12 protein-coding genes, 1 tRNA gene and 1 other RNA gene are annotated in these 11,753 nt (G+C 62.5%); 5 read left to right on the forward strand and 9 right to left on the reverse strand.

Annotation, left to right across the window (positions count from 1 at the left end; genetic code table 11):
• Positions 1-8: 8 nt before the first annotated feature.
• The 5 genes from CFR79_RS07950 to ssrA all read right to left on the reverse strand — a co-directional run bounded on the left by CFR79_RS07950 (position 9) and on the right by ssrA (position 4,257).
• Positions 9-920, reverse strand: coding sequence for an MIP/aquaporin family protein (locus tag CFR79_RS07950; RefSeq protein ID WP_110547517.1), 912 nt, complete (start codon positions 918-920; stop codon positions 9-11).
• A gap of 5 nt (positions 921-925) precedes the next feature.
• Positions 926-1,318 carry a VOC family protein gene (locus CFR79_RS07955; protein WP_110547518.1) on the reverse strand — a complete coding sequence of 131 codons (393 nt, stop codon included), beginning with the start codon at positions 1,316-1,318 and terminating at the stop codon, positions 926-928.
• A gap of 65 nt (positions 1,319-1,383) precedes the next feature.
• The gene (locus CFR79_RS07960; RefSeq protein WP_110547519.1) at positions 1,384-3,036 is read right to left on the reverse strand and encodes a fumarate hydratase; all 1,653 of its coding nucleotides are present in this window, start codon (positions 3,034-3,036) and stop codon (positions 1,384-1,386) included.
• Positions 3,037-3,144: 108 nt separating this feature from the next.
• Positions 3,145-3,729: an SspB family protein gene (locus tag CFR79_RS07965; protein WP_102325301.1), complete on the reverse strand. Its 585-nt coding sequence runs from the start codon at positions 3,727-3,729 to the stop codon at positions 3,145-3,147.
• Positions 3,730-3,936: 207 nt separating this feature from the next.
• Positions 3,937-4,257: a transfer-messenger RNA gene (gene ssrA, locus CFR79_RS07970) on the reverse strand.
• Between ssrA and CFR79_RS15860 the strand changes: the two genes are divergently transcribed.
• The 4 genes from CFR79_RS15860 (at position 4,247) to CFR79_RS07985 (ending at position 7,144) form a co-directional block, all read left to right on the forward strand.
• On the forward strand, positions 4,247-4,387 hold the full coding sequence (locus CFR79_RS15860) for a hypothetical protein (RefSeq protein WP_162900400.1): 141 nt from the start codon (positions 4,247-4,249) through the stop codon (positions 4,385-4,387). The two genes, ssrA and CFR79_RS15860, sit on opposite strands and share 11 nt — an antisense overlap.
• A gap of 18 nt (positions 4,388-4,405) precedes the next feature.
• Positions 4,406-5,356 (forward strand): FAD-dependent thymidylate synthase, encoded by a 951-nt coding sequence (gene thyX, locus CFR79_RS07975; RefSeq protein WP_102325154.1) that lies wholly within the window; start codon positions 4,406-4,408, stop codon positions 5,354-5,356.
• Positions 5,357-5,773: 417 nt separating this feature from the next.
• Positions 5,774-6,511 (forward strand): MlaA family lipoprotein, encoded by a 738-nt coding sequence (locus tag CFR79_RS07980; RefSeq protein ID WP_102325153.1) that lies wholly within the window; start codon positions 5,774-5,776, stop codon positions 6,509-6,511.
• Between the two features lie 18 nt (positions 6,512-6,529).
• Positions 6,530-7,144 (forward strand): MlaC/ttg2D family ABC transporter substrate-binding protein, encoded by a 615-nt coding sequence (locus CFR79_RS07985; RefSeq protein WP_102325152.1) that lies wholly within the window; start codon positions 6,530-6,532, stop codon positions 7,142-7,144.
• Between the two features lie 86 nt (positions 7,145-7,230).
• On the opposite strand, the gene CFR79_RS07990 is transcribed toward CFR79_RS07985, so the two are convergent.
• The 3 genes from CFR79_RS07990 to CFR79_RS08000 form a co-directional block, all read right to left on the reverse strand.
• Positions 7,231-7,761, reverse strand: coding sequence for a GNAT family N-acetyltransferase (locus CFR79_RS07990; protein ID WP_258373466.1), 531 nt, complete (start codon positions 7,759-7,761; stop codon positions 7,231-7,233).
• 74 nt (positions 7,762-7,835) lie between these two features.
• On the reverse strand, positions 7,836-9,515 hold the full coding sequence (gene ettA, locus CFR79_RS07995; RefSeq protein WP_102325150.1) for an energy-dependent translational throttle protein EttA: 1,680 nt from the start codon (positions 9,513-9,515) through the stop codon (positions 7,836-7,838).
• A gap of 100 nt (positions 9,516-9,615) precedes the next feature.
• Positions 9,616-9,689 (reverse strand) — tRNA-Ile (locus CFR79_RS08000).
• 240 nt (positions 9,690-9,929) lie between these two features.
• Here CFR79_RS08000 and ppa point away from each other — a divergent pair.
• Complete coding sequence (gene ppa, locus CFR79_RS08005) at positions 9,930-10,457, forward strand: inorganic diphosphatase (RefSeq protein WP_110547539.1); 528 nt, start codon at positions 9,930-9,932, stop codon at positions 10,455-10,457.
• Positions 10,458-10,497: 40 nt separating this feature from the next.
• Here ppa and CFR79_RS08010 read toward each other — a convergent pair whose 3' ends face one another.
• Positions 10,498-11,751, reverse strand: coding sequence for a glycosyltransferase (locus CFR79_RS08010; protein WP_110547521.1), 1,254 nt, complete (start codon positions 11,749-11,751; stop codon positions 10,498-10,500).
• Between the last annotated feature and the right edge of the window lie 2 nt (positions 11,752-11,753).

Genomic DNA, 11,753 nt, shown 5'->3' on the forward strand with positions numbered 1-11,753 from the left:
CCCTGCGCCTAGATACGCGGCAGCAGGAAAGGCGCGCGTCCATGATGCCCGAAATGGGCGACGCGCGCCTCAAGCACCCGCACCCTGCCGAACAGGCCCGTATGCACAAGCAGCACGACCGCAAGGGCCGCCCCGCAGAACGGGGCCGTGCAGTAAATCCAGAACGCATGCCACTGACCGGAGAAAACGGCGGGACCAAGACTGCGCGCCAGATTGGTGCTGTCGCCTGACAGCCATGCCTCGAACGGATTGAGCATAAAAAACAGCGGACCGGACAGAAGCGGCGTAAGCCAGCGCAGCCGCGCGTGGCTGCCGGTCAGCAGGACACCCGCGATCAGCAGCATCGTCGCCCCCGCTTCCCCCATGAAGGGCCAGCTTGCAGGCACGGCGGGATTGGGGACTGTGCCTGCGTAATGGTCCATGACCGCCCAGTGCCCCCAGGCAGGGAAAACCCGCCCGGCCAGCGCCAGCAGGGCCGTACCCGCCACAGCGCCCGCGCATTGGGCCAGCATGTAGCCCACCATGTCCCGCCATGCGAGCCGGGATGCCAGCGCGAAGGCAAACGAGACGGAAGGGCTGACATGGCCGCCACTGACCCGACCGAAGGGGGATAGCGCGGCAAGCGTTCCCCCTGCGCCGAAGAACAGGCCCTCCATCCCGACCCGCAGGACCGGATGGCCCGCGAACTTTGGGGCGAGCGGACTGGCCGCCGCCCCGATCAGCACATTGGTGACAATCCCCACCAGCATGAGTACGACCGTGCCCATGAATTCGCACGCGTACAGGCGCAGGTGAAACGGATGGTCGGGCCGGGCCGCACCCGCCAGCGGACGATCCAGCGGGTGCGGGTAGAACAGGTGGTCAACAGGACGGACCTGCGGCGTGGAAGGGGACGATGCGGAGGGGGTACCAGCCGCCATCGCCCCTACCCCTGATAGGATGCGATCTCGATCAGGTTGCCATCGGGATCATGGCAATAGACCGATGTAACCGGCCCAAGCGCGCCAAGGCGGGCCACCGGCCCCTCCGTCACGCACACACCGCATTTTTCGAGATGTTCGATCACGTCGGCACTGTTGACGGCCGTGATGAAGCACAGGTCATTGGTGCCGGGCAGGGCGTCTTCCGCCGTGACCCATCCCTCCGCCCCGTGGGGACGGAGGTTGATTTTCTGGCCGCCGAATTTCAGGGCCGTGCGGTTGTTGCGGCCATATTCCTCACGTTCCATGCCCAGTACACGCTGGAACCATGAGGCCGAGACCTCAAGGTCACGGACACTCACCACAAGGTGGTCAAGACGATCGACGGTAAAACGCATGGCGTTCACAAACCTCCGGTATGTCCGGCCCTACAGGCAGGCCGGACGGACCGCAGGGGTCACGTTCAGCCGGTCAGGCCATCGTAAAAATCATTACCCTTGTCATCAATCACGATAAAGGCCGGGAAGTCCTCGACCTCGATCTTCCACACCGCTTCCATGCCCAGTTCGGGGTATTCCAGCACCTCGACCCTGCGGATGCAATCCTGCGCAAGGCGGGCGGCCGGACCACCGACGGAACCAAGATAGAATCCGCCATATTCCTTGCACGCATCACGCACCGCGCGCGAGCGGTTGCCCTTGGCCAGCATCACATATGATCCGCCCGCTTTCTGCAACATGGCGACATAGCTGTCCATGCGACCGGCGGTCGTGGGACCGAACGCGCCGGTGGGCATGCCTTCGGGCGTCTTGGCGGGACCGGCGTAATAGACGGGATGATCCTTGAGGTACTGGGGCAGCCCCTCCCCCTTTTCCAGCCGTTCGCGGAACTTGGCATGCGCGATGTCACGGGCCACGACCATCGTGCCGCTGAGCGAAAGCCGCGTGCGCACCGGATACTGCGACAGCTTGCGACGGATTTCGTCCATGGGCAGGTTGAGGTCGATCTTCACCGCCTCTCCCTCAAGGTCGTTATCCGTGGTTTCGGGCAGGAAACGTGCCGGATCGGTCTCAAGCTGTTCAAGGAAAATGCCATCGGCATTGATGCGCGCCTTCACCTGACGATCCGCCGAACAGGACACCCCGATCCCCACCGGCAACGACGCGCCATGACGCGGCAGGCGCACCACGCGCACATCGTGGCAGAAATACTTGCCGCCAAACTGCGCGCCGATGCCCAGACGCTGGGTGAGCTTGTGGATTTCCTCTTCCATTTCCAGATCGCGGAAGGCATGGCCCTGCGGGCTTCCCTGCGTGGGCAGGCTGTCAAGCCAGCGGGTCGAGGCGAGCTTTACCGTCTCGAGGTTCTGCTCGGCGGACATGCCACCGATCACGACGGCAAGATGATAGGGCGGGCAGGCCGACGTGCCCAGCGTCCGGATCTTGCCATCCAGCCATTTCAGCAGGTTTTCCTTACCCGACAGCAGGGCGCGGGTTTCCTGAAACAGGAAGGTCTTGTTGGCCGAACCACCCCCCTTGGCGACGAACATCAGGTCCATCTGTTCGGCATGGTAATCGCCGGGGGTGGCCGAGATGTGGAACTGCACCGGCAGGTTGGTGCCGGTATTCACTTCCTCGAACATCGAAAGCGGGGCCATCTGCGAATAGCGCAGGGAAGTGCCGGTATAGGTGTCGTACACCCCGCGTGAGAAGGCTTCCTCCTCATTCCCATCAACCCAGACACGCTGTCCCTTCTTGCCATACACGATGGCCGTGCCGGTATCCTGACACATCGGCAGCACGCCGCCTGCGGCGATGCAGGCGTTCTTGAGCAGGTCCAGCGCCACGAAACGGTCGTTATCCGACGCTTCGGGGTCCTTGAGGATGCTGGCAAGCTGCGCCAGATGGCCGGGACGCAGCAGATGCGCCACGTCGTTGAAGGCACGCGCGGCCAGCGCGGTCAGGGCTTCAGGCCGGACATGGACGACCGTGCGCCCACCAAGGACCGAGGTGGTTACCCCCTCGATCTCCAGTTTCTTCCACGGCGTATCATCATCATGCAACGGGAATAGCGGCCCAAACACAAATGGTTTGCGCGCGGGTGCGGATATATTCAACGGACGGTCTCCTCTGCCTTATCTCCCCCGGATTGTTTCCAGGTGGCGGCGTTCAGGTAATCCAGGGCGCGTCCGGTGCATCCGGCGCACCCGGATGGATGGTGTGGCTCAGCCCGGTCCCCCCGGCCCCCGCTTGCGGAAGGCGGCCAGACTCACGACCTGCGAGCTTTCGTTCCGGTCCGTTTCCTCTTCCTCATCCGTCCCGGCGGCTGGCTGCGACTCCGCCGGGGCTTCCCCTGCAGGCTGCACCTGCACCACATTTTCGGGCATGGTGGCCATCGGCGCGTGCTCGGGCACGGTGAAGCGCAGCGTAAGGCGGATATGCGGATCGGCAAAGGCCGAGACCGCCGACACCGGAATGACCAGCGTGGAGGGAATCCCCCCGAACGAAAGCCCGACCGATATGGTCTGCTGCGCCCGGTCCACCTTCAGGCCCCAGAACTGGTGCTGAATGACGATGGTGATTTCATGGGGATACTGGGCGCGCAGGTGGTCGGGCATTTCCACACCCGGCCAGTCGGTCCGGAATGTCAGGTAGAAATGATGATCGCCTGACAGCCCGTGCGCCGCCGCATGCTCGAGCGCGTGCAGCATGACCTGGCGGTAGGCATCCTCGATCCAGGAATCATAGGGCATGAGGCAGTCGGGAATGGCGGTGTCAAAACCGTTTTCCTCGTCGTGATCATCGGACATTTCGGACTTCTCCGTGACATCCGCCCGGACGCACGCGCCGGAGCGGATTTTTGCAGACATGCGGGTTCGGACCACGCCGTGCCACAGTAGCAAGCTGTGCGTCAAACTTCCGGTGATGGCAACCCACCGGCATGACCCATTCCTTCACGAAGCGGATACCACGTCCGCAGCCTGACCCATGCGAAAGAAAAACGAAAAAGACAGAGGTGGGAGGGCTTCTGTTGCCCGGTGCCCTCCCGAACCGCGCTTATCGCTTATGCAGCGACAGCGAGCACCTCAGAGTTATCGTTGGCACTTGTGATTTAGCCCGATAACGGTGGTACAATGCCGGGCAAAAGGCGGGTCTTTACCATGCGTGTCGAGCCTGTTTCGTCCCCCTGTTCCCCATAAAGGGGAAAATGGTGGAGACGCCGGGTACCGCCCCCGGGTCCACAACACTTATTCCACGCGCCGTTTATCGCCATAGCCAAGGGGCAAGCCCCTCCTGCACCTGTGAACATAGGGAGCGCCAAGGCATATGGCAAGGGGCATCAGGGCGGCGAAGCCACTGGTCGGGTGCGGCCAGATATGGCATGTTGCCGGGGCGGCGGACGGCGCGCGCAAAGACATCCGCGCCATCCGCGGTCGCGCCGCCGTTGCCGCCATGCAGGCCATATAGCACAGGACGGTAGGATACATGTTTTCCAGTGAGCAGAAATCGGCAATCGAGGCAGCCCGCGCCGGGTGGGCGCAGACACGCCGCCTTGTCGTACCCGCGATGGAAGACGTGCTGTATGCCCCCGTCCCCGTACTGGAAACCGGCTTCGTCCGCGCGGTGGACTACATGGGTGGCGATAGCGGCGTGGTGCAGGGTGCCCGCGTATCCTATGGCAAGGGCACGCGCAGCACGTCCGATGACCGGGGGCTGATCCGCTATCTCATGCGCCACCGCCACACCAGCCCGTTCGAGCTGGCCGTGCTGAAGCTGCATGTGCGCGCACCCATTTTTGTCACGCGCCAGTGGTTCCGCCACCGCACCGCCAGCATCAATGAATACTCGGCGCGCTATTCCGTGCTGGAAAAGGAATTCTACTTCCCCCGGCCCGAAGACATCGCCACCCAGTCCACCAACAACAAGCAGGGACGTGCCGACAGCCTGCCCCCCGAACAGGCGCAGCAGGTACTCGACATCCTGCGCGATGACGCCTCGCGCTGCTACGACCATTATGTGGATCTGCTCAACGAGGACGAAAACGGACAGACGCGCGACCCCTCCCGCCCGTCGGTGGCCCGCGAACTGGCCCGCATGAACCTGCCGGTCAACATCATGACGCAGTTCTACTGGCAGATTAACCTGTGGAACCTGCTGCATTTCCTGCGCCTTCGCGCCGACAGCCACGCCCAGTACGAAATCCGCGCCTATGCGGACGCCATTCTGGGCCTTGTCGAAAAATGGGCGCCGCTGACATTCGAAGCCTTCACCGATTACATGCGCGATGCGGTGCTGCTGTCCGGTCCGGCGCTGCGCGTGCTGCGTGCGGCCATGAGCGGCGAGCCGGTCGATCCGGCGGCGCAGGGGCTGTCCAAGCGCGAGATCCGCGAACTGGCTGAGATGTTTCCCGAAATCGCGCCCCGGCTGACGGTCTGACCCCCGGCTCCGGTCAATAAACCGTGATGAGCCACCACAGCCAGCACGGCCCGTCATGGCCATGGGCTGTGGATTCTACGTCACACTTCATGGGGCAATTCCACCGGCATGGCCTGCATATGGCGGTTGCCATCGCCGGTTAGCCCCCATGTTGCTGCTGCAATGCAGACACAATATGCCCGTGATCCCATGGCAAGCGGATTGCACAACAGCATTCCCATGCTAGAGAGTGACGCAAGAAAGGGCGTTGCGCCCGGTTCAGGATTCTTCAAACGCATTGGGCCATTCCGCCATCACATGGCGGGGAAGCGAAGACAGAGGGAAGCGGAAACGAGCATGCGAGCAGAGACAGGATCGAATTCTTGGTCGTCCCGCCCGTTCCCGTCCCTGCGTCGTTCGGCGATTCGCGTCGCAGGGGTGGCACTCGGCCTGCTCGGACTTGCCGGATGTGCGGCCCCCCCGCCCACCGATCCGGATGCGCTGGCTGAATACAAGGAAGCCAACGACAAATACGAAAAGCTGAACCGCAAGGCCTTCGATGTGACGATGTGGGCCAACAAATATACCCTGCGCCCGGTCGCCAAGGCCTATATCTGGGCCGTGCCGCGCCCGCTGCGCAATTCGTTCGGCAGTCTGTACCAGACCATGAACGAACCCGTCGTGTTCTTCAACGACGTGGGCGCGGGCAAGCCGCGCCGCGCGGGCGACGCCTTCGTACGCTGGTGCATCAACATGACGGCGGGCATCGGCGGGCTGATCGACGTTGCGAACTATGCCGGTTACAAGCACCATGACAACGACGCCGGCCTGACGCTGGCGACATGGGGCGTGCCGTCCGGGCCTTACCTGTTCCTGCCGGTGCTGGGTCCGTCCTCGTTCCGTGACGGGATCGGCTATGGTATCGATACCGGCCTGTCACCGTGGAACTACGTGCCCCGGGGCTATGGACTGATCACCTTCAACTGGGCCTATAACATCATGGGCACCATCAACGGCATGGCAACCAACGTTGATGCGCTCGATCAGGTCATGAAGGATTCGCTCGATCCCTATGCCACCATCCGCAGCGCCTACCAGCAGCAGCGGCAGGCCATGGCCGAAGCCATAAAGAACGACCACCGGGCCACCGTGCCCGACTGGTACCACACAAGATAACCAAAAAGGGATACAGCGATGCAGACAGCCATCCCCCGTCGCCACGCACTGGCTCTGCTGGCAACCTGTGCCGCCACGCCTGTTGCCTCAGCATGGGCGGTTGATGCACTCACGCAGGCCCGTTCCTTTGTCTCCATGTTCGGTAACAAGCTGGTCGGCATCGTCAACAGCGACATGCCACTGGAAAAGAAGAAGCAGGACATCCTGCCCCTTCTCAACCAGTACGTCGATGTGGACGCCATCGGGCGTTACTGCCTTGGCCGCTACTGGCGCATCGCAACCCCCGAACAGCAGGCACGCTACATCAAGCTGTTCCATGAAGTGCTGGTCAACGCCATTACCGACAAGATCGGCGACTACCGTGGCGTGACATTCGTGGTCGGCACAAGTGCCCCGTCCGGTGACGATACGGCGGTGTCCACCGTCATCAACCGTCCCGGCCAGCCGGGTGCCGATACGCAGTGGATCATCAGCACCGCAAGCGGCAGCCCCAAGGTCGTCGATGTGGTGGGCGAAGGCGCGAGCCTGCGCCTGACGCAGCGGCAGGACTACAGCTCCTTCATCGCGCGCAACAGCGGCAATGTGGATGCGCTGCTGCATGCGCTCGACAAGCAGATCGCCAACCACCACTGATCCCTGTGCCTGCCCGTCATCAACGCGGGCAGATGGACGCCAGAAAGCCGGTAGCATTCCTACCGGCTTTTTTAATGCAGGTTCATTTAATGCAGGCGGGCGGCATCCGTCCCGGTACGCACGCTCTGATAGAGCAGGATGTTTTCGCCCCCCGGCACGGGCTGCGCATCGCATACGCTCATGCCCGCCCCGCCAAAGACCTGCCGGGCCATGATGTCGCTTTCCCTTACATAGGAAATGATCCGCCTGACGCCCCCTTCATGGGCAAAGGCCAGCGCCAGACTGGCGGCTTCGCGCGACAGGCCGGGTTCACGGGCCTGCGGGACAATGGCGAACTGCAGTTCGTGACAGTCAGGTGACGTGGCGGAAGGCTGGACCCCCGCCAGACCGATAAAACGGTCCTGCTGGCGGATGGTGAACATGCCAACACCTTCCCGCCCCCATGTCATGAGATCGGTCATCATGTCCTGTTCACTCAGGACACGATTGGATACTCCGGTCGCCAGTCGACCGGATACCCCGGCGCTGGCCTTGAGCCGCGCCACATCTTCCAGATCAGCCCAAGAAACCGGATCAAGCCGCATCCGGCCTGTCTGTATGCGGTATCTGCCACCCATGGCTGCCTCCATCCCGGCAGGGTTTATCGACCTGCCGTTATTGACGCAGATAACAGGGCGGGTGGCAAATGGAATCAGCGTTCGATGGGACGGTACTTGATCCGGCTCGGCTCGGTCGCGTCCGGTCCCAGGCGGCGGCGCTTGTCTTCCTCATAGGCCTGGAAGTTGCCTTCGAACCATTCGACGTGGCTGTCGCCCTCGAAGGCGAGGATGTGGGTCGCCAGACGGTCAAGGAACCAGCGGTCATGGCTGATGATGACCGCGCAGCCCGCGAACTCGGCCAGTGCGTCTTCCAGTGCGCGCAGGGTGTCAACGTCAAGGTCGTTTGTCGGCTCATCGAGCAGGATGACATTGCTTTCCTGCCGCAGCATCTTGGCCAGATGTACGCGGTTACGCTCACCACCCGACAGGACGCCAACCTTTTTCTGCTGGTCCGGTCCCTTGAAGTTGAAGGCCCCGACATAGGCGCGTGACGGCACAGCGCGCTTGCCAAGGTAGATCACGTCCGTCCCGCCGGAGATTTCCTCCCACACGGTCTTGTCGTCATCCAGGCTGAAACGCGACTGGTCAACATAACCCAGCTTGACCGTCTCGCCGATGGTAAGCGACCCGCTATCGGGCGTTTCCTGCCCCATGATCATCTTGAACAGCGTGGATTTACCCGCACCGTTCGGCCCGATCACGCCCACGATCCCACCGGGCGGCAGCTTGAAGCTCAGGTCATCGATCAGCAGGCGGTTGCCGAAGCCCTTGCGCAGGTCCTCCGCCTCGATCACGGTGCCACCCAGACGCGGGCCGGGCGGGATGACGATATCGGCCACGCCACCGGCCTTCTCGGCGTTCTGGGCCAGCATTTCCTCATACCGCGCGATACGGGACTTGCTCTTGGCCTGACGCGCCTTGGGGGAGGAGCCAATCCACTCCTGCTCGGCGGCAAGGGCGCGCTGGCGTGCGCTTTCCTCTTTCTCTTCCTGCGCAAGGCGCTTGCGCTTCTGCGTCAGCCACGACGAGTAGTTGCCCTCGAACGGATAGCCACGGCCGCGTTCGAGTTCCAGAATCCAGTTGGTGACGTTATCGAGGAAGTAACGGTCATGGGTAATGACCATCACCGTGCCCTCGTAGTCACGCAGCGTCTTTTCCAGCCACGATACGCTCTCGGCATCAAGGTGGTTGGTCGGTTCGTCAAGCAGCAGCAGGTCAGGCTTTTCGAGCAGCAGGCGGCACAGGGCCACACGGCGGCGCTCACCACCGGACAGCTTGTCCACCGGGCTGTCGGCAGGCGGGCAGCGCAGGGCCTCAAGGGCGATTTCCAGCTTGCGGTCCAGTTCCCAGCCGTCGCCCGCGTCGATCACTTCCTGCAGTTCGGCCTGTTCGGCCAGCAGGGTGTTCATCTCGTCATCGGACATGGGTTCGGCGAACTTCATCGAAATTTCGTTGAAGCGGTCCACGGCCTTTTTCAGCTCACCAAAGCCCAGCGCCACGTTCTCGCCAACGGTCAGGCTTTCGTCCAGCTTGGGTTCCTGTTCCAGATAACCCACGCGGGCACCTTCGGCGGCCCATGCCTCGCCACCGAATTCCTTTTCCACGCCCGCCATGATCTTGAGCAGCGTGGACTTACCCGCACCGTTGACGCCCAGAACACCAATCTTGACGCCAGGCAGAAAGGACAGGGTGATACCCTTGAAGACTTCACGCCCACCCGGATACGCCTTGGTCAGGTCCTTCATCACATAGACATATTGCGTGGCGGCCATGACGGTCGGCTCCTGATAACTGAGAGAAAATGGCAAGTGACCCGCACCACACGATCGGGCGCGGGACGCGCCACAGTGCAGTGCTGCATGCTAAAGAGCCTGCGCCCGGCAGGACTTGAACCCGCAACCAAGCCGTTATGAGCGGCCCGCTCTAACCAATTGAGCTACGGGCGCGCAGGCAGCCCCTGATCTCGCGCATGTGGAGGGATTTGGCAAGATCCATGCACCCATTTCCACGCATTTTTTCCATGCCGTCCAGCCGCAATGGCAAAAGGAAGCATGATGCGCGGCACATGCCGGCAGAACATGGCTTGCGCGGCAAAGCGTGGGGGCTATACCGTCACCGCCGTAAAATCACGCCGCGACAGCATGCTGTTACGGCACAGCACACAGGCAGCAGGAGGTCTGGAAGCAATGGACGTATCAAAGATTTCACCCGGCAAGGACGTTCCCGACGACATCAATGTCGTCATCGAGATCCCGCAGGGTTCCGGCGTCAAATACGAGATCGACAAGGACAGCGGCGCGGTCGTGGTCGACCGTATCCTGTTCACGCCCATGGTCTATCCCGCAGCCTATGGCTTCATCCCCAACACGCTGGCCGCCGATGGCGACCCGACCGACGCGCTGGTGCTGATGCCTGCCGCCGTGGTGCCCGGCTGCGTGGTGCGCGCGCGTCCCATCGGCATGCTGAAGATGGAAGACGAAAGCGGACAGGATGAAAAGATCATCTGCGTCCCGCACGACAAGGTCCACCCCTACTATTCCAAGGTGGAGAAGCTGGAAGACCTGCCCGAGATCGTGCTGAAGGAAATCGAGCATTTCTTCACCCGTTACAAGGACCTGGAAAAGGGCAAGTGGGTCAAGGTATCGGGCTGGGCCGACAAGAAGGCCGCCGGTGAGGCGATTGTTGAATCCATCAAGGCCGTAGCGGGCAAGTAAGCCCCAGGGTGCAGCCGCCGGGTCCGTCGGGATCCGGCGGTCAGGCCACGTCGCACAGCGCGGGCCGCCCGCCACAGGCCACAAGCTGGCCGATCAGCCAGTGATAGCGGTCCAGATAGTTACGCATGTCCAGCGTGGCGACTGCGTGTTCGCGCACGCTGGCGCGCAGCCTGCGGGCCAGCCGCCGGTCTTCCAGCAGTTCCACAACGCCATCGGCGATACGCTGCGGTTCAAGGAAGGGGACAAGGCGCGCAGTTACGCCATCACGGAGGAATTCCTCCACCGGGGCCGTCCGGCTGCCCACAATGGCGCAGCCACAGGCCATGGCCTCGCGCAGCGACCATGACACCACGAACGGATATGTCAGATAGACATGCGCGTCCGAACGCTGCAGCAGGCGGCAGAAACTGCCATAATCCACGCGCCCGGCAAAATGGACCCGTTCCATATCCAGTGTCCGGCCGACTTCGGCCATCATATGCGCCCGCCACGTCATCCCGCCCGGTGCCCGCGCGCCATAGCTGACGCCATCCCCCCCCACGACAATGACCCGTGCATCCGGCCTGTGTTCAAGGATACGCGGCAGCGCACGCATGAAAACATGGAAACCCCGATAGGGCTCCAGATCCCGCGCGACATAGGTGACCAGCTTTTCCCCCGGCCGGACATGAATGTTGCCCAGCGTAAAGGACTGCATGCGCGCATGGGGATCGGGCACGCATTTTTCCAGATCCACTCCTTCAGGGATCAGGGTCAGGCGGTCGCGCGCCCAGTCGGGATAGGTATCGCGCTGGAAATGGGTCGGGGTATGCCCCCAGCCTGATCCGGCCAGCGCCAGAAGGTTGAGCGTATTGCGGGCACGGATCAGGGGGGCCACGGTGGCTGGAGGTGCGAATTCCGGATCAAAACCCACATCCAGCCCCGTGGGCCGATAGAAGAATTCATAATAGCCCAGTATCGGGACATCGGGGTACACATCGGGCAGGTCCAGCATCTCGCCCCAGCCGTGATGGCCGATGATGATATCGGGAACATAGCCCAGATCGCGCAGGGTACGCGCGGCACGCGCAACCGCCGCCGCACGCTGCATGCCCCTGGCCAGTTCATCCACCGGCGCGGGGGCATCCACACGCGCGGGTTGTGGCATGCGATACGATACCCGGCGTACGCCCGGTATCTGCATACGGCCCGATTCACTTATGAAAACAATCTCGTTGCCACCCTGCACCGTCAGGGCGCGCACGAGATGCACGAACTGGGCAGGAAAATTCTGGTGCACGAACAGGTATTTCATAA

Source organism: Komagataeibacter saccharivorans, from assembly GCF_003207825.1.
Lineage (GTDB): Bacteria > Pseudomonadota > Alphaproteobacteria > Acetobacterales > Acetobacteraceae > Komagataeibacter > Komagataeibacter saccharivorans.